Source organism: Thermalbibacter longus, from assembly GCF_023806485.1.
GTDB classification, from domain to species: domain Bacteria; phylum Chloroflexota; class Chloroflexia; order Thermomicrobiales; family Thermomicrobiaceae; genus Thermalbibacter; species Thermalbibacter longus.
The window spans coordinates 229,419-245,985 of sequence record NZ_JAMSLR010000004.1; the positions used below are offsets into that span (position 1 = coordinate 229,419).

Genomic DNA, 16,567 nt, shown 5'->3' on the forward strand with positions numbered 1-16,567 from the left:
ACCGAACGCGCCGCCATCCAAGTGAACTGGCCGGTCAGATGGCTGTCAAGCGCGGATAGCTCGTCGTGCCCCACAGAGGGTGGAGCGGGATCCCGAGCGAGTTCAACAGGAACCAATCGCCATATCAGTACCGGAGCGGACCTGACGCAGAAGCTCAGGCAACGCTAGCCGCCTGCAGCGTGCTCCATCCGCGCGATACCCGGCGGCTTCTCACGGCTGGTCGCCGGCGAACACGCCAGGGGCAAGAAGCGACGCGCGGGCATCGGCCGTCGAGGCGCCGGCACGGTCGCGCCGGCCATTAGGATTAGGTCATCGGATACCGGCGCGTAGCAGCGATGACTCGCTGCTGTCCGACAGGAAAGGAGCGCGGGCGTGTATCGCGGTTCGCCCTTCACTCGATTCGCCAAGTGGACGTCTCATGCTGCCGGGCATCCCGCTGCCTTTGCAGTCGCCGTGCTCATCGTCGGCGCCTGGGCGCTGACTGGCCCCATCTTCGGCTTCAGCGATACCTGGCAACTGGTCATCAATACCGGAACCACGATCGTGACGTTCTTGATGGTCTTCCTTATCCAGAACACCCAGAATCGGGACAGCACTGCGTTACAGCTCAAGCTGGACGAGCTGATCCGCGCGCTCGAAGGCGCGCACAATGCGATGCTCGATCTCGAGGAGCTGGAGGATAAGGAACTGGAACAGATACGCCAGCGATACGAAGAGCTCGCCCGGCGAGCACGGTCGGAGATGCGCCACGGCCACAAGGATACCGACGTGGAGCAGGTGGAAGTCGGCGACGCCACGAGCGAGGGAGATGTCCGGCGGCCGTGAGACGGTCTCAAGACCCAGACCGAGCCGCCTGAACCAGCCCCACGAAGCCGAGAGCGCCGGGGCCGGCGTACGTGCCGACGACCGTTCCGATCTTGGAGAGAGGGATCTGGAGTTCCGGTTGTAGGGCCTGAAGCTGGTCGCGGAGCTCGCGTGCTGGCCCCTCGGAATCGAGGTGCAGCACTGCTAACCGGTCGAAAGGCGCGTGCTCCCGCGCGAGGTCGAGCAGGCGCTCAACGCCGCGCCGAAACGTGCGCACGCGCTCGACCGGCTCGACCGCTCCGTCACGGACGGTTATGATGGGCTTAACCTGCAGCGCCGAGCCGAGGAACGCCGCCGCCCGGCCGATTCGCCCGCCCTTCTGCAGGTATTCGAGCGTGTCCAGCATCGCGAAGAGCCGGACGTGCTGCCGGCGTCGCTCGAGATACTGAACAATTGCCGCTGCCGGCTGGCCGCTCGCCGCGAGTTCGGCGGCCTCGATGACCAGCCAGCCCAATCCCATCGAGACGGAGCCGGTGTCGCAGAGGTGGATGCGATCTGAACCGAGCGCCTGGGTGGCGGCACTCGCGGAGTTGAGCGTTCCGGAGAGCGTCGCGGCGATATGGATCGACACGATCTCGTATCCCTGGTCGAGCAGGTCTTGATAGACCTCCTGGAAGGCACCGGCCGGAGGCTGTGACGTGCGTGGCAGCACGCCCCGGCGAAGCTTTGCGAGAAACTCGTCCGGGCTCAGATCGACGCGATCCCGATAGCTGCGTCCCTCGATCTCGACGATCAGCGGTACAACGGTAACTGGCATTCCCTCGATCAGCCCGGGAGGGAAGTCAGCCGTGCTGTCGGTTACGATCCAGGCTGGTCGCGAGGGCGTCGACATCTCCATCGGTCTCCTCCTCTGATCCCCCCATGCTGGCATCGATCGCCATTCCCACAGCCTCAGGGCCGAACCAGCTCATCAGCGCCGCCGAGAACGTCGTCTCCAACCGTCGCGTGGGCGGACAGATCGACCACAAGAGAGCATCGAGCTCAGTCTCCCGAAGCTCCGGGCTCCGGATCACTGCCAGGCGCTCGATTCGTGGAAACTCTGTCGCCAGCTCGTAGAGCTGGCTGATTCCGTGCGGGCGAGCCCAGGCTCGGGTGACCGGGACGACGACCCCTTCAGACATGGTCAGTAGTGGCCTGATCCCGAGCACGTCGGTCAGCAGGCCGGCAGCCCATCCGATGCGGCGGCGTTGCCGTAACGGCCCAGTGCTTCCAAGCAAAAAGAAGACCGAGACCGATTCGGCAGCGAGCTGGGCCGATGCCACGACCTCTCCTAGTGACGCGCCGGCCAGAGCTGCCTGGGCGGCCCGTAGCGCAACGAAGCCGAGACCCATCGAGACGGAGCCGGAGTCGAGCACGCGCACAGCCACCTGAGCGCTCACGGCTCGGCTCGCTTCGAGCGCGCTGTGGAGAGTTCCACTTAGACGTTGAGAGAGGTGAATCGAGACAATGGCCTCATGCGCTTTGCCCAGTTGGCGGTATGTTTCGACGAAGCGGCTGGGTGGAGGGTGGTACACGCGCAGCCTTTCCGAGGTGGACGACCGCGCGATCGTCAGCGCCAGTTCCGGCCTGTCGTCGAGGACTTGCCCGTCGTGCTCGATCGACATCGGGACGACCGTGATCCCGTATCGATAACACAGGGAAATCGGAAGATCGGCCGTGCTGTCGGTGACGACCGCGACGCGCGGCATATGGCCCTCTCACTCTAGTGACAGCAGGAGCGGATAGTGTGGCTGGCCACCGGCCACGATCTCGATCTCCAGAGCAGGCCAGCGTGCTCGAATTGTCTCGACCAGTGACTCGAGCTCGGCTCTTGCCGTGCCTGCTCCGGTGAAGATGGTCAGGAGCTCGAACGAGGAGGGGTCTGCCTGATCTAGCAGCGCGGTCACCGCACACGAGAGGTCGTCAGTCGCAACGACCAGACGGTCGTCGAGCAGGCCGATATACTGGCCCCTCTTGACCTCCACACCGTCGATGGCGACGTCCCGCGTTGCCTGCGTTACCGCCAGCGAGCGCACCCGCTGGAGCGCTTCGCTCATCGCCTGGACGTTCTCCTCCAGGTCTTCGGCGAAGCTCAGCGCTGCCAGCGCGGCGATGCCCTGCTGCACGCTGCGTGACGGCACGACGCAAGCCTGCTTGTGGGTCAGCCGAATCGCCTGCTGGGCGGTAGGTATGATATTTGGGTCGTTTGGGAGCACGATGACCTGATCCTGCGGGAGGCGTTCGATGGCTGAGAGGATGTCCTCCGTGCTCGGGTTCATCGTCGGCCCGCCAGGCACGACGGTCGCCCCGAGCCCCTCGAAGGCTCGAACCAGCCCTTCGCCGCGAGCCACCGCGACGACGCCGATCGGGCTGACCCGAGCCCGCTCTCGGGCCGCTTCGCGCTCGGCCAGCAACTCGCGCGTCTGCACGTTCATGTTGTCGATGCGCACGGCGTGCAACTCGCCGAAGGTGAGCGCCGCTTCGAGCACGAGCCCCGGCCGTTCGGTATGCACGTGAACTTTCAGCGTGCGGCGGTCGCCGACAATGACTGCTGAGGCGCCGAGTTGTTGAATCCGCTGTCGGAACTCGTCCAAGGGGATGTCTTCGCCCATGAGCACGAAGTTGGTGCAGTAGCCGAATGCTTCCTCACCATGGAGCTCGTCGAGTCGGTCGAGAAACGCCATCGACTCGGCGATTCGTCCCGCCGCCAGCGGCATCTCCGGTAGCTCGATCAGTGGTTCTGAACCGGTGGCGAACGCGGCCAGCGCGTCGACGATGACCGCGAGCCCCTGGCCACCGGCATCGACGACTCCCGCCTGGCGCAAGATCTCCAGCAGCTCGGGAGTACGTCGAACCGTCTGGATGGCTGCCTGGCGCGCAGCCAGGAGCGCGCTGGCGATCCTCGTGTCGGATTGCGCTGCCTCCGTCGCGGCCTGCCCCATCTCTCGCAGGACGGTCAGCATCGTGCCCTCGACCGGGTTCAGAACAGCCTGATATGCCAAGCGAGTGCCGGCAGTAAGACCGCGTGCCAGGGCGGCGCCGTTGATCGTCCATTCCCCGATGGCCCCTTCGGCCAGACCGGCGAAGACCTGGTAGAGAATGACGCCCGAGTTCCCACGCGCGCCCATGAGTGCCCCGCGGGCGGCTTCTCGCAAGAGCTCGCCAGCGGTCTGTGCCCGGGAACCCTGGGCCGCACGCACGGCTGCCTCTAACGTGAGAAGCATGTTGGTGCCGGTGTCGCCGTCAGGAACCGGGAAGACGTTCAGCGCATTGATGCTCGGGACATGAGGCCGGAAGCGTTCGAGCGCGGCCTCGAGCGCGCCGACGAGCAGCGGGGCTGACCAGGCCGCATCCAGATGACCTTCGCTCGACCCCGCTGACTCTCGTGGTAATCCGCGTGCTGGTTCACGGTGCTTCACAGGAGACCTTTCCGGTCAAGTCGTTCAACCTCTCCGTTTGTACCCAGCGCAGGATACCAGTTCGCCGCCGCTCGGGACTGCGACTGGTTGCGCGCCGGGTACGAGGAATCGGCCGCCGTTGGCAGCGCCGCGATGCCTGTGCTAGGCTTGCTGCGATGCCGAACGCGGCAGGCGAGAAGGGAATTGCGACAAGTTCTCATCAGGATCATTGTAACTGAACGTACGTCTGCATGCGACTCGACGACCTGGGTGGAGGAGTGACCAGTGGCAACCTGCGAACTCTGTGGGAAAAAGCCGGGGTTCGGGCATAACGTCAGCCACTCGAACCGCAAGACCAACCGCAAGTTCAAGCCGAACATCCAGCCTGTGACCATCCTCGTAGACGGTGTAAGGCGGCGGATGCGGATCTGCACGCGGTGCCTGCGCACGCTGCACAAGCAGGCGAGAACCGCGTAACCTCCGTGCTCCCTTCCAGGGAGCCAGCGAAAGCCGTATGTAAGGGAGTGACTCACCTAGTCGCTCCCTTAGCCGTGTCTGTTCCTGACTCACCGGTTCCCGATGCGGGCCATCCCCCTGTCTCCTCTCCGGTACTCTCGGGCGTCCGCGTGTTCTATGCCAACTCGATCGTAAGGTAGCGGTCCAGCCCGGCCAGATCAGGCAGGATCTGGACGCGCGCCGCCGGGAGGAGGGCCTGCGCGGTCTCCCGCGCGAGCTGGCGCTGGCCAGGGTCGATCTCGCAGATGATGCCCCCGTCAGGACGCAGGAGCGCGGCGGCCTGATGCAGCAGGCGGCGGTAGAGCGCGAAGCCGTCCTCGCCGGCGTAGAGTGCTTGTGGTGGCTCGAACGCTAGCCCGCTGTGGGCCTGGTCGGGCCGGAGATAGGGGAGATTAGCGGTGACCAGGTCGAGCGGCCCACGGCACCAATCCAGCAGGTCGCCACAGATGAGCTCGACCTGCCGGGGCGCCAGCCGATCCCGGTTCACCCGGGCGACCTCCAGCGCTCGCCGCGAGATATCGCTACCGACCAGCGTCCCTTGCCAGGCCGGCCCCAGCGCGTGCGCTAGCGCGACGGCAACGGCGCCGCATCCGGTTCCCACGTCGACGCAGATCGAGCGCCGAGCGCGCTGGCGAAGCCGCTCGGCGGCCCAGGTGACCAGGAACTCGGTCTCCGGTCGAGGGATCAGGACGGCTGGCGTCACGAAAAATTCGAGCCCGTAGAACTCGCGCCGGCCCGTCAGGTACGCAACCGGCTCACCCCGCGCACGCCGCTCGACCAGTTGGAAGAACCGGTCAGCAGCCTCAGGCGAGACCGGCTCCCGCAGGTTGCGGTAGAGCCCGGCACGATCTTGTCCGAGCACGGCCATCAGCAAGATCTCGGCGTCCAGCCGCGGAGTCCCGATTCCAGCCGAGCGCAACCGCTCCGAGGCCCGCCGGAGCAGTATGCTGATCGTCGGTCGAGCCATCGCTCACTGGATACCGGCTGCGCGCAGCCGCTCGGCCTGCTCCAGGGCCTGTAACTCGCTGATGAACGGCTCGAGTTCACCGTCGAGCACCGCCGGGAGGTTACTGACGCTCAGCTTCAGCCGGTGGTCGGTGACCCGATCCTGCGGGAAGTTGTAGGTTCTGATCTTCTCCGAGCGCTCGCCAGTGCCCACTTGCGAACGGCGCATCCCGGTGCGCTCCTCTTCCAGCCGGCGCCGCTCCAGGTCGTAGAGCCGGGCGCGCAGCACGGCCATCGCCTTGAGCCGGTTCTTGAGCTGTGAGCGCTCGTCCTGGCAGGTTACGACGATGCCGGTGGGCAGATGCGTGATGCGCACAGCCGAGTCGGTGGTGTTGACGCTCTGCCCGCCATGACCGCTGGAGCGGAACACCTCGATGCGCAGGTCATCTTCGTCGATGTGGACGTCTACCTCTTCGGCCTCTGGAAGCACGGCCACCGTGGCAGTCGAGGTGTGGATCCGCCCTCCCGACTCCGTCACCGGCACGCGCTGAACACGATGCACGCCGCTCTCATGCTTGAGGTGGCTGTACGCGCCTCTCCCGCGGACCTCGAAGATGATCTCCTTGAAGCCGCCCAGTTCAGTCGGGCTGCTCGAGAGGACTTCGACCTTCCAACCCTGCCGCTCAGCGTAGCGGGAGTACATCCGGAACAGGTCGGCGGCGAAGAGCGCGGCTTCCTCCCCGCCTGTTCCGGCGCGGATTTCCACGATGACGTCCTTCTCGTCGTTGGGATCTCGTGGGGCCAGCCGCGAGCGCAGATCCTGGTAGAGATGGTCACGGAGCTTGCGCAGCCGTTCCAGCTCTTCGGCGGCCAGTTCGGACAGGTCGGGATCTGGCCCGTCCAGGAGCTGTTCAGCTTCCAGGATCTCCTGGTCCGTCTGACGAAGTTGCCGGTAGAGCTGGACGACTTCCTCGAGTTCAGCCCGCTCGCGGGCGAGCTGGGCTAGCCGCGGAGGGTCGCTTACGACTTCGGGATCGGCCAGCAGGTGATCGAGCTCGATATAGCGCTGCTCGAGATCGTGCAGTTTGTCGAGAACGCTCACTGCCTTCGTCATGTCCATCACGCTCCTCAAGGTAGCGACATGAAGTATGGGCGAGCAACAGTTCTCTGGCCACCCGGCCCACGCGTGCGGGCCGGCGGCGTATGGCGGAGGAACGCGGTGCTGGTCGTGCTCGGCTAGGTAGGAGAAGCCCTCGAAACCCCGGCGAGCGCTAGCTCGATGGCCTGGTCCACGGTCACCGCCTGGCGGTAGAGTTGTTGGGCTTCCTGGCGGGCCAATCGCTGGTCCTCGAGTGCCCAGCTTCCCAATGAGACGACGCGCTTGCCGAGCTTGAGCGCGAGCGCGATCTCCGATAGCGTACCGAGCCCGCCACCCACGGCGATCACGACGTCAGCGGACGCCACGATGATGGCGTTGCGGGCCTCACCCATCCCGGTGCAGATCGCGTAATCGACCCAGGGGTTGGCGGCGCGTCGATCGTATCCCGGCAGCACGCCGATGGTGACACCGCCTGCTCGCTTGGCCCCTCGGCACGCCGCCGCCATCACTCCATCCCGTCCCCCGCAGATAACGGCACACCCCCGGCGAGCCAACGCCTCGCCGACGGCCTCAGCCAGCTCGGCCTCTTCCGGAGTCGCCTCGTTGGGCCCGCAGACGGCGACCATCATCGGCCGGCCTCCAGAGCGAAGGTGTCGACGACCGAGTAGATCGCTCCGGTTGGGCGCAGCTCGCTGCGGTAGAGCGTGAGCGCGCGAACCGGGATAGGGAGCGATGGCAGCGTCGCAAGTCGCGCCACCTGGCGCTCAAGCCCGCGAAGCGAGGAGAGATCCTCCGGACGAAAGCGAGCGAGTGTCAGGTGCGGGTGATATGGCCGCTCCTCGGTCGAGAACCCGAGCTCCACGCTGAGCTCCTCGACGCGCCGCTGTAGCCTGGCCAGAGCTTCGACCTCGCCACCGACACCGAGCCAGAGAACGCGTGGTCGACCCAAGCGCGGGAAGACGCCGGCTCCTGCGGTCTCCAGCGTGAAGGCCGGCAGATCGGACACGCCAGCACGTAGCGCTTTCCGAAGTTGGCCCACTGCCTGGAGCGGGACCGAGCCGTAAAACTTGACGGTAAGGTGGCTTCCCTCCGGGTTCACCCACTTCGCCCGCCAGCCGAGCCGGCGCAACCGCTCGATCTCTTCGCCGATTCGCTCCCGCACTGGCTCGGGTAACTCGATTGCTGCAAAAAGCCGCCACTGTTCATTCATGGCGGCACTCGCTCCCCACTGTCGCATTGCCCGCATACAAGTATACCGCTTCAATCCCTTCTCCGTATCCAGATACCGGCACGAACTGAGCTACCTGTGATCCGTGTTCGGGAATTCGACAGGTGGCGCTGTGAGTAACGTGTCTTTGCGGCATGGTGAACATTCTCGGCCTCGCACGCATGGTCCGGAAGATGGCTCGCGCGCAGCAGGCGACGGGCTAAACTGCCCAGAATGTGTTATCAACTGTCAAGCCGCGTGTTATTGTCTACAAGCGGAAGGGGTGAGCGCTCCCTCGGTCTCTGACCGACCCGGCTACAAGCTTGGAAAGGAGAGGGGTTATGAGTTCGGAGCGGCTCTGGGTTCAGCCGGGGATGAACGTGTTCGGCGCTGACGGTGAATACGTCGGCCAGGTCAAACAGGTGCGCGAGCGAGATTTCGTCGTGAGCCGGCCCCGGCATCGTGATATCGCTATCCCGCGCGATGCCGTGCGCGAAGCGCTCACTAGCGAGCAGCGACTCGAGCTGGGTATCTCGAGCAAGGAGGTGGACCAGATGGGTTGGGAAAACGAACCGACCAATCCGCCGGCCGGTCATCTGCCCTCCGGGCAGGAAACGATCGCGGAGGGGCGCCGGGTTGCTGACCTGATGGTCCAGGCGCTCGATGTGGTGTCGCCTGATCAGGCTGTGCGGACGGCGCAGACCCGACTGGGCGGCGAGGCGCGGCTGTCGCTGATCGTCGTCGAGGGAGAACGACCGGTCGGGATCGTGCGCTGGCGGGAGATCATGGGGCTGGCGGGCGAGGATGCGGAGCGGCCGGTACGGGAGTTCATGGTCCGCGAGTTCCCGCACCTCACGCCCTCGCAGACGATCACGGAGGCGCTGGCGCATCTCAACGAGTTCGAAGACCAACTCTCGGGAATCGACTACTTGCCGGTGGTCGACGAAGAGGAACGACTCGTCGGGGAGATTCCGGCGATGGCGCTCGCGCATGCCGAGCAGCGCGCCGTCGTCGTGGAGGAGGCCGCGGATCTCGGGTTGCGTTCGGGCATGACGGTCGTCGGTGCTGCTGGGAAGAAGCTCGGCACGGTGTCGGAGCTGATTCGCGATACGATGACCGGCGAGCTTGCTGGCTTCGTCGTGGCGCATGGCCTGCTCGGCCGCAAGCATAAGCGTCTCACCCCAGAGGTAATCGATCGAGTCGAGGGCGACACCGTGGTGCTCAAGATCGACGCGCGCGAGTTCAATTTGCTGACCGACATCGAGGCGCAGAGCTGAGATGCGCCGTCATCGCTGCGAGGAGGCGCGAGTGCCTGACCGGGCACTCGCGCGCCTCGCATTGATCGCTTCTAGGCCATGTAAGGTGGCGGTATAGTTGACTGTGGGCAAGCATCGCGCGGTCGGGCTTGTTCGACCAGGTGGGGAAACGGAGACGGATGCTGGGGGAGCGACAGCCCCTCCTCGAGTGGCTGCGCGGCCGGAGAGTCTATTGCTCGTGTGGGGAAGTCCTGGGGATCTTCCGGCGCAGGCGCTTCTACCCACTCGTCGATCCGCTGCTCGCGGATGGCGGGGAAGTCGTGCTGCGGTGTCCCGCCTGCGGGAAAGCGCAGCGCCTGCGAGATCTCGTGAGGGAGTGGGAACGCCGGCGTTGAAGCCGCGAGAGTTGCTCGAGACTGCGCGGGCAGCCTATACTGCCGGGCGTCGTGGGTTGGAGAGGGTAGCACGACGTGCGGCTCGCCTACCTGGGTCCGGCAGGGACGTTTAGCGAAGAAGCTGCGCTCGCTCAAGCGGCGCGCGACGGGGCGGTGCTGATACCGCTGAGCTCGATCCCGGCGCTGGTCTCGGCTGTCGAGACCGGCCTGGCCGATCGAGCCATCTTGCCGATCGAGAACTCCATCGAGGGGACGGTGAGCGCCACCGTAGACCTCCTGATCCACGAGACGTCGCTGCAGATCTGTGCGGAGCTCGTCTTGCCGGTTCGACACTTCCTGCTTGCCCGGCCCGGCACGACGCTCGGGCAGATCCGAGCAGTGAAGTCGCATCCCCAGGCACTGGGGCAGTGTCGTCGTTTTTTGGAACGATGCCTGCCGGCAGCAGAGCAGATCGCGTCGCTCAGCACCGCGGCGGCGGTGGCCGAGATGATGCAGAGTGGGGACGATTCGTGCGCTGCCATCGGCACTCTGCGAGCCGCTGAGTTGTACGGCGCTGAGGTGCTGGCCTGGGATATCCAGGACCACCGCACGAACATGACACGATTCATCGTCCTGGCCGCGCACGATGCCGAGCCGACCGGCCAGGATCGAACGTCGCTCTGCTTCACGGTGAAGCGGAACGTCCCGGGTGCGCTCGTCGAGGTCTTGAACGAACTCGCAGCCGCCAACATCCAGATGACCAAAGTGGAGAGCCGTCCGATGAAGTCAGCGCTGGGTGACTACTATTTCCTCGTCGACATCGAGGGGCACCGGCGCGATCCGCACATCGCCGAGGCGCTCGCGCGCATGGCGGAGAAGGCGGCGGAGCTGAAGATTTTCGGCTCCTATCCCCGCCACGAGATCGGGATAGAGGAAGCTCGCATCCCGCGCCGGTAGCCGGGGCACTGGCGATGCGAGAGCGAGGCGACCGGGCATGCGGGTAATCGGCGGCACCGCGCGCGGTCACCGGTTGAAAGCGCCGCGAGGCATGCGCACGAGACCGATGGCGGACAAGATCCGGGAGGCGTTGTTCTCGATGCTGGATTCGTTAGGCGTGCGCCCGCGGCGGGTGGCCGATCTCTATGCTGGCAGCGGGGCGATCGGCATCGAGGCCCTCTCCCGTGGTGCCGAGTGGGTGGACTTCGTCGAGCGAAGCCCGGCTGCCTGTGCGGTCATCCGGGAGAACCTGGAGCATACCGGATTCCGCGACCGCGCGGCGGTTCACTGCACGACGGTTACCTCGTTCCTAGCTCGGCGGGGCGCGGTCGACGTACCGTATGACTTCATCATCATGGACCCGCCGTATGCCGACCCGCAGATCCTGACGATGATGGCAGCCGTTGCCCGCTGGCCCGCCGCCTCGGATGGAGCTGTGCTCGTGGTGGGCCACTCCCCGCGTGTCGCTCTCCCAGAGACCCTGGACGGGTTGGAGCGGTTGAGGGACCGATGTCACGGTGATAGCTGCGTGGCGATCTACCGGTTGCAGCGAGGGGCGGCGAGCGGAGCGTCAGCGATGGAGACATGAGCGTGAAGCACATCGGGCTGTATCCGGGAGCTTTCGACCCGATCACGAACGGTCATATCGATGTTGCCCAGCGGGCGGCCCGGCTGTTCGACCTGCTGATCGTCGGGATCTACGCGGGGGCCGACCGGCTGGACAAGCCCCCGCTCTTCAGCCCGGAGGAGCGCCGGGCGATGGCGGAAAAGGCCCTGGCCGGGCTGCCCAATGTTCGCGTTGACATCTTCAGCGGGCTGACCGTAGACTATGCGCGGGCAGTGGGGGCGCAGACGATTGTCCGCGGACTACGGGCGGTCTCGGACTTCGAGTATGAGTTCAAGCTGGCCCACATGAATCGCCATCTGGCCCCCGAAATCGATGTCGTCTGCCTGATGACGAGTTCGCAGAACTCCTTCATCAGCTCTAGCCTGATCAAGGAAGTCGCGCGGTTAGGCGGTGACGTCTCTGGTCTCGTTCCAGAACACGTCGTCGAGGCACTAGCGCGGAAGTTCGAAACGCTCTTCGCGGAATAGCGCAGGATGGCGATGGTAAGCGTGGATGACGTACGGGGATACCCAGCAGCAGAGCCGGTCACCGACCTCAACGAGCTGATCGAGCGGCTGGAAGAGGTGATCACCCGAGGCTCGCGCGTGCCGCTCACGAACCGGGTGATGGTCGAAGAGGCAGAGGCGCTCGTCCTCATCGAACAACTTCGGCGGTCTTTGCCACGCGAGCTGATCCAGGCTCGGCGAGTCCTCCAGGAGCGACAGAAGATCATCCTCGAGGCGCAGATGGAGGCGCAGAAGATCCTCTCGACGGCTCAGGAGCGTGCCCAGTACATCATGAGCGAGCAGGGGATCGTCAACGAAGCCAAGGCGCGCTGCGAGGAGATGCTGCGGCAAGCCAAGGACCAGGCCAAGCGTGCCAAAGGCGAGGTGGACCTGTACGCGCTGGAGCTGCTGTCGCGTGTTGAGGAGGCCCTGCAAGAGAGCTTGAGCCGCATCCAGCACGTGAAGGATCAAGTAACCCGCTGATCTCTCAGCGGTGATCGTCCTGCGTTCCCGTATGTCTCCCGGGTTGCTCTCCTGGTTGGCGTCGCAACGCGGTGTACTTTGCGTGCGCGCGAAACCAGGAACGTAAAGCGACAGCTCGCTGCTCTGGCCGCCTTCGCTCTCCACACTCGAGAAGTTAGTGAAACGTTGCGGGGTCCAGGACCCAGCGTGCCATTGTCCTGCCCTTGCCTTCATCCCGATGCATTGGCAAAGCCAGCCGCGCTGGTGGATCGCTCCCCGCTGGTCATCCAAGTTGCAGGTGCCCCGAATTGCCGGTAAGATCTCGCCAAGTCGTATCGTGCCCGTGACGGCTCGCTCCGCGTTCCGGCCCGACCTCGCCGGACGGTACGCCGAGCTCCACCGCGTCGCCGAGATGCTGCCGTCAGGCGTCGACCCACCCCAGCGTTCCCGAAGAGAAGCCTCGCAGCATCGGAACAGAACTCAGGTCGGGCGCGCGGCGGGCGGCCACTGTGAGGAGGAGCGAAGGATGAAGAACGAACGCGCGTTCGAAGGCTGGTTGCGCACCCTGATCGAGGGGCGCTCCACGCGCCGGGATGTGCTGCGCCGTGGCTTGCTGCTCGGCATGGGCGCTTCGGCCGTCGGCCCCCTGCTCGCTGCCTGCCAGCGGGAAGAGCCCGCGCCGGCTCCCGGCGGCGCAACGCCGCCGCCTGAGAGCCCGGCGCCGGGTGCTGGAACTCCGACGATGACGGGGACTCCTGAGGCTGGTACGCCGCCACCGGCTGAGCGCCAGGTGCTCAACTATGGCGCCAATGCCGCGGACATCACAACGCTCGACCCACATTTCGCTGCCGCTACACAGGATCGCAACATCGTCGACATGGTGTTCAACGCTCTGATCCGCTATAAGCCGGGCGATAGCTCCGAGTTCGAGCCTGATCTCGCGGAGGAGATCCCAGAACCTGAGGAGACGGCCGATGGCAAGCAGGTCTGGACTTTCACGCTGCGCCGGGGCGTCATGTGGCACGCGGGTCCGCAGAACGAGTCCTACGAGCTGACGGCTGACGATGTCGTCTACTCGCTCCAGAAGTCGGCCAACAAGGATCGCTCGGCCTACTCGGCCGACTACGCGGGGATGACGTTCGAGAAGGTCGACGACTACACGGTTCGGATCACGGTAGATCCCCCGCTCTCGCCCACACTCTTCCTGCCGAAGGTCGCCAACTACAACGGCGGCTTCATCGTCAGCCAGCGAGCCGTTGAGGCGATGGGAGACGAGGCAATCAAGACCCATCCGATCGGTACCGGCCCCTTCAGGTTCAAGTCCTACGCGTCGAAGGATCGCGTGGAGCTGCAAGCGAACGACGACTACTTCCGCGGCTCGCCCAGGCTAGCGGGGGTCCAGGTGCGCTTTATGAGCGATCCGACCAGCCGGGAGCTCGCCCTCAAGTCCGGGGAGATGGACGTTGTCGGGGGTGTCGCCGACTCGACCTGGGTACAGAAGATCAATGAGGAACCGAACCTGCAGGCGGACGTCTTCGGGGTGGGCGAGGTCGCGTTCCTCAACCTCAACATGGCACGGGAGCCGTTGAATGACATCCGCGTGCGGCAGGCGATTCTCTACGCGATCGACCGCGAGGCGCACCTGGCGGTCTTCGGCGGCCCACCGGTAGCGGAGAGCGTGTTTTCGGTCGTGCCGGCTCAGTTCATGCCTGGTGGGCTGACCCAGGAGGAAGCCGAGCAGGCCGGGGTTGCTTATGGCCGCGACCTCGACCGCGCGCGCCAGTTGCTCGCGGAAGCTGGCCTCGGTGATGGGTTCTCGCTCACGTTGGTGACGTCGGAGATGGATGCCTATCGCAAGAACTACGAGGTGCTTCAGGAAGAGCTGCGCGAGATCGGGATCACGGTAGAGCTGGATGTGGTGGATCACTCGACCATGCACCGGCTAATCCGCGAGGATGTCAACCCGATCGTGATCTACATCGCGTTCCGCCCGAACGCCGATGTCTACCTGACGCAGTTCTTCCACTCGGACTCGATCGTGGTTACCGGTCCGAGGCCGAACACGAACTTCTCCCACTACAACCAGATCGATGACCTGATCGAGCAGGCGCGCGTCGAGACCGATCCCGAGCGTCAAGAAGAGTTGTGGAAGCAGGCCAATATCAAGATTCTGCAAGACGCCGTAGGGTTTCCGCTGCACTACATCAATCAGGTCTATGGCCGGTCCAAAGCAGTCGACTACGGGCACGAGGTGAAGTCCAGCCTGGCTCTCTACCCTGGCTTCACCGAGCAGACAACCGTTCAGCGGTAAGGGGAGCACTCGACCCGGAATGCGTGTTCAACGGGTAGCGGCCCAGTAGTGAACACAACCCCACTTCTCGCCTGAAGCGCCGGGCACACCCAACAGTGGCCGCGCTACCCGCGTTGAAGGACACGGAAGGGCAAGTCGTGGACGCATCCGGCCCGATACCCGTGAGGATGCTGAGGAAGAACGATCGGGGACGCTCTCCGTGGTACGCTACACCGTCCGCCGGCTGCTGCTCGCGATTCCGACGCTGCTGGCAGTACTGACGATCATCTTCGTTATCGTCCGAGTGGCACCGGGCGACCCGGCGACCGCTGCGCTCGGCGACTATGCCTCGGAAGAGGCTGTCCAGGCCCTTAGACAGCGGATGGGCCTGGATCGGCCGCTCTGGGTCCAGTACGTGCGTTTCCTGGCTGACCTCGCTCGTGGCGATCTGGGTCGATCGCTGATCACCGGACAGCCCGTGATCGACCAGATCCGCCACGTCCTGCCTTATACCCTCGAGCTCACGGCCGCGGCGATCCTGGTGGGACTGGTGATCGGTGTCCCGATCGGGATCGTAACGGCGGTTCGCCGGAATACCGCCGTGGACTATGTCGGGCGGGTGGTCTCGCTCGCTGGACTCTCGGTGCCGGCGTTCTACCTGGGCATCCTGCTGATCTACTTTTTCGCGGTCAGGCTGCGGCTGTTCCCGGCCCTCGGCGCCGCCGAGTTCTCGAAGCCAGGAGCCCATCTTCACGCCCTGGTGCTCCCGGCGCTCAGCCTGGGGCTGATCGAGGCGGCCTACGTTACCAGGATGACGCGCTCGGTGGTGCTGAGCGTGCTGAACGAGGACTATGTGCGCACCGCGCGGGCCAAGGGGTTACCGGAGCGCGTCGTTCTCTTCGGCCATGCCCTGCGCAGCGCCATGATCCCGCTGGTCTCCCTGATCGGGCTGTTTGCGATCTCGTTGATCGGCGGCTCGGTGCTGACCGAAGAGGTGTTCGCCCGGCCGGGGCTGGGCAAGCTGATGATCGGCGCGATGAAGCAGAAGGACTACACGATGCTGCAGTCGATCATGGTCGTGTATGCCTTCATCATCGTGCTGATCAACCTGGTGACGGATCTGCTCTACGGCGTGGTCGACCCGAGGGTACGGTACGAATGATGGCTGTGGCGCGAGAACTGCCGGTCGCAGGGGTACGCGAACGTCGCTGGCGCGGCGTGCAGGCGTTCGCACGGAACCGTACTGCGCTGGTTGGGCTGGTGATGGTCGCGCTCCTGCTCCTAATCGCGGTCGCCGCCCCGGTCTTTGCGCCGCACAGCCCGATCGAGCAGAGCACGATTCACCGGCTGGAACCGCCGTCACGCGAGTACCCGTTCGGGCGCGATGACTTCGGACGAGATATTCTCTCGCGCGTGATCTACGGGACGCGCATCGCGCTGCTGGTGGGACTGCTCTCGGTCGCACTCGGTGGGATCCTCGGGACGGCAATGGGTGTCGTTGCGGCGTTCCGAGGAGGCCGGACCGAAGCCTGGCTGATGCGTCTCACTGATGTGCTGCTCGCCTTCCCGGACCTGATCACTGGGCTCCTGATCTTGGCAGTGCTCGGCCCGGGCCTGTGGAAGATGATCATCGCCATCGCGCTGACGATCACCCCGCGATTCTCCCGGATCGCCCACGGCCCGGCGCTCTCGATCAAGCGGCGAGACTTCGTGGAGGCGGCCCGCGCCATCGGGGTGGGAGATGCTCGGATCCTCTTCCGGCATATACTCCCCAATATCGTCGGTGAGCTCCTGGTGCTGGCGAGCCTGTGGACGGCCTCGGCTATCCGGCTAGAGGCGAGCCTCAGCTTCATCGGGCTCGGCGTGCGCCCACCGACACCGACTTGGGGTCAGATGATTCGCGACGGGACCGTGCACTTGACCAATGCGCCCTGGTTCTCGCTCTTCCCGGGCCTGGCGCTGCTGTTGACCATCCTGGCGTTCAACCTGGTGGGTGACGGCCTGCGTGACGCACTCGACCCGAAGACCCAGGCATGATTCCCGGCGTGCCGCCGGCTCTGGCTGGCCA

Annotated in this window: 17 protein-coding genes; 10 read left to right on the forward strand and 7 right to left on the reverse strand. The window is 65.2% G+C overall.

Annotated elements, in window-relative coordinates:
• The first annotated feature begins 372 nt into the window (after positions 1-372).
• A complete protein-coding gene (locus NET02_RS07795) occupies positions 373-825 on the forward strand; it encodes a low affinity iron permease family protein (RefSeq protein ID WP_284056824.1) in 453 nt (150 codons plus the stop codon).
• A gap of 7 nt (positions 826-832) precedes the next feature.
• Here NET02_RS07795 and NET02_RS07800 read toward each other — a convergent pair whose 3' ends face one another.
• From NET02_RS07800 to NET02_RS07810, 3 genes are read right to left on the reverse strand one after another with little or no spacing between them, the layout of a single operon-like run.
• Positions 833-1,702: a DegV family protein gene (locus tag NET02_RS07800; RefSeq protein ID WP_284056825.1), complete on the reverse strand. Its 870-nt coding sequence runs from the start codon at positions 1,700-1,702 to the stop codon at positions 833-835.
• Positions 1,647-2,552 carry a DegV family protein gene (locus NET02_RS07805; protein ID WP_284056826.1) on the reverse strand — a complete coding sequence of 302 codons (906 nt, stop codon included), beginning with the start codon at positions 2,550-2,552 and terminating at the stop codon, positions 1,647-1,649. The genes NET02_RS07800 and NET02_RS07805 overlap by 56 nt, the downstream gene beginning before the upstream one ends.
• A gap of 9 nt (positions 2,553-2,561) precedes the next feature.
• Positions 2,562-4,262 (reverse strand): DAK2 domain-containing protein, encoded by a 1,701-nt coding sequence (locus NET02_RS07810; RefSeq protein WP_284056827.1) that lies wholly within the window; start codon positions 4,260-4,262, stop codon positions 2,562-2,564.
• Between the two features lie 264 nt (positions 4,263-4,526).
• Between NET02_RS07810 and rpmB the strand changes: the two genes are divergently transcribed.
• Complete coding sequence (rpmB, locus tag NET02_RS07815; RefSeq protein ID WP_284056828.1) at positions 4,527-4,718, forward strand: 50S ribosomal protein L28; 192 nt, start codon at positions 4,527-4,529, stop codon at positions 4,716-4,718.
• 154 nt (positions 4,719-4,872) lie between these two features.
• Here the strand turns inward: rpmB and prmC are convergent, their stop codons facing one another.
• The 4 genes from prmC to thpR form a co-directional block, all read right to left on the reverse strand.
• Positions 4,873-5,724 (reverse strand): peptide chain release factor N(5)-glutamine methyltransferase, encoded by an 852-nt coding sequence (prmC, locus tag NET02_RS07820; protein ID WP_284056829.1) that lies wholly within the window; start codon positions 5,722-5,724, stop codon positions 4,873-4,875.
• Between the two features lie 3 nt (positions 5,725-5,727).
• Positions 5,728-6,816 carry a peptide chain release factor 1 gene (gene prfA, locus NET02_RS07825; protein WP_284056830.1) on the reverse strand — a complete coding sequence of 363 codons (1,089 nt, stop codon included), beginning with the start codon at positions 6,814-6,816 and terminating at the stop codon, positions 5,728-5,730.
• Positions 6,817-6,938: 122 nt separating this feature from the next.
• Positions 6,939-7,427 carry a TIGR00725 family protein gene (locus tag NET02_RS07830; protein WP_347711023.1) on the reverse strand — a complete coding sequence of 163 codons (489 nt, stop codon included), beginning with the start codon at positions 7,425-7,427 and terminating at the stop codon, positions 6,939-6,941.
• Positions 7,427-8,011, reverse strand: coding sequence for an RNA 2',3'-cyclic phosphodiesterase (thpR, locus tag NET02_RS07835; RefSeq protein WP_284056832.1), 585 nt, complete (start codon positions 8,009-8,011; stop codon positions 7,427-7,429). The genes NET02_RS07830 and thpR overlap by 1 nt, the downstream gene beginning before the upstream one ends.
• Positions 8,012-8,349: 338 nt before the next feature.
• Here thpR and NET02_RS07840 point away from each other — a divergent pair, with 338 nt between their 5' ends.
• The 8 genes from NET02_RS07840 (at position 8,350) to NET02_RS07875 (ending at position 16,536) form a co-directional block, all read left to right on the forward strand.
• The gene (locus NET02_RS07840; protein WP_284056833.1) at positions 8,350-9,285 is read left to right on the forward strand and encodes a CBS domain-containing protein; all 936 of its coding nucleotides are present in this window, start codon (positions 8,350-8,352) and stop codon (positions 9,283-9,285) included.
• A gap of 449 nt (positions 9,286-9,734) precedes the next feature.
• Entirely contained in the window at positions 9,735-10,595 is an 861-nt protein-coding gene (gene pheA, locus NET02_RS07845; RefSeq protein WP_284056834.1) for a prephenate dehydratase, read from the forward strand.
• 37 nt (positions 10,596-10,632) lie between these two features.
• Positions 10,633-11,223, forward strand: a complete 591-nt coding sequence (gene rsmD, locus NET02_RS07850; protein WP_284056835.1) for a 16S rRNA (guanine(966)-N(2))-methyltransferase RsmD — start codon at positions 10,633-10,635, stop codon at positions 11,221-11,223.
• The gene (gene coaD, locus NET02_RS07855; protein WP_284056836.1) at positions 11,220-11,729 is read left to right on the forward strand and encodes a pantetheine-phosphate adenylyltransferase; all 510 of its coding nucleotides are present in this window, start codon (positions 11,220-11,222) and stop codon (positions 11,727-11,729) included. Before rsmD ends, coaD begins: the two co-directional genes overlap by 4 nt.
• Before the next feature lie 6 nt (positions 11,730-11,735).
• Positions 11,736-12,230, forward strand: a complete 495-nt coding sequence (locus NET02_RS07860) for an ATP synthase subunit B family protein (protein ID WP_284056837.1) — start codon at positions 11,736-11,738, stop codon at positions 12,228-12,230.
• Between the two features lie 505 nt (positions 12,231-12,735).
• Positions 12,736-14,520, forward strand: coding sequence for an ABC transporter substrate-binding protein (locus tag NET02_RS07865; RefSeq protein ID WP_284056838.1), 1,785 nt, complete (start codon positions 12,736-12,738; stop codon positions 14,518-14,520).
• A 199-nt stretch (positions 14,521-14,719) separates the two neighbouring features.
• Positions 14,720-15,661 carry an ABC transporter permease gene (locus tag NET02_RS07870; RefSeq protein WP_284056839.1) on the forward strand — a complete coding sequence of 314 codons (942 nt, stop codon included), beginning with the start codon at positions 14,720-14,722 and terminating at the stop codon, positions 15,659-15,661.
• Positions 15,661-16,536: an ABC transporter permease gene (locus tag NET02_RS07875; RefSeq protein ID WP_284056840.1), complete on the forward strand. Its 876-nt coding sequence runs from the start codon at positions 15,661-15,663 to the stop codon at positions 16,534-16,536. Before NET02_RS07870 ends, NET02_RS07875 begins: the two co-directional genes overlap by 1 nt.
• Positions 16,537-16,567 lie beyond the last annotated feature (31 nt).

Coding starts and splice junctions, on each gene's coding strand:
- NET02_RS07800 (WP_284056825.1), bottom strand. CDS start 1,702: ATGGAGATGTCGACGCCCTCGCGACCAGCCTGGATCGTAACCGACAGC.
- NET02_RS07805 (WP_284056826.1), bottom strand. CDS start 2,552: ATGCCGCGCGTCGCGGTCGTCACCGACAGCACGGCCGATCTTCCGATT.
- prmC (WP_284056829.1), bottom strand. CDS start 5,724: ATGGCTCGACCGACGATCAGCATACTGCTCCGGCGGGCCTCGGAGCGG.
- prfA (WP_284056830.1), bottom strand. CDS start 6,816: ATGACGAAGGCAGTGAGCGTTCTCGACAAACTGCACGATCTCGAGCAG.
- NET02_RS07830 (WP_347711023.1), bottom strand. CDS start 7,427: ATGGTCGCCGTCTGCGGGCCCAACGAGGCGACTCCGGAAGAGGCCGAG.
- thpR (WP_284056832.1), bottom strand. CDS start 8,011: ATGAATGAACAGTGGCGGCTTTTTGCAGCAATCGAGTTACCCGAGCCA.
- NET02_RS07840 (WP_284056833.1), top strand. CDS start 8,350: ATGAGTTCGGAGCGGCTCTGGGTTCAGCCGGGGATGAACGTGTTCGGC.
- rsmD (WP_284056835.1), top strand. CDS start 10,633: ATGCGGGTAATCGGCGGCACCGCGCGCGGTCACCGGTTGAAAGCGCCG.
- coaD (WP_284056836.1), top strand. CDS start 11,220: ATGAGCGTGAAGCACATCGGGCTGTATCCGGGAGCTTTCGACCCGATC.
- NET02_RS07860 (WP_284056837.1), top strand. CDS start 11,736: ATGGCGATGGTAAGCGTGGATGACGTACGGGGATACCCAGCAGCAGAG.
- NET02_RS07865 (WP_284056838.1), top strand. CDS start 12,736: ATGAAGAACGAACGCGCGTTCGAAGGCTGGTTGCGCACCCTGATCGAG.
- NET02_RS07875 (WP_284056840.1), top strand. CDS start 15,661: ATGGCTGTGGCGCGAGAACTGCCGGTCGCAGGGGTACGCGAACGTCGC.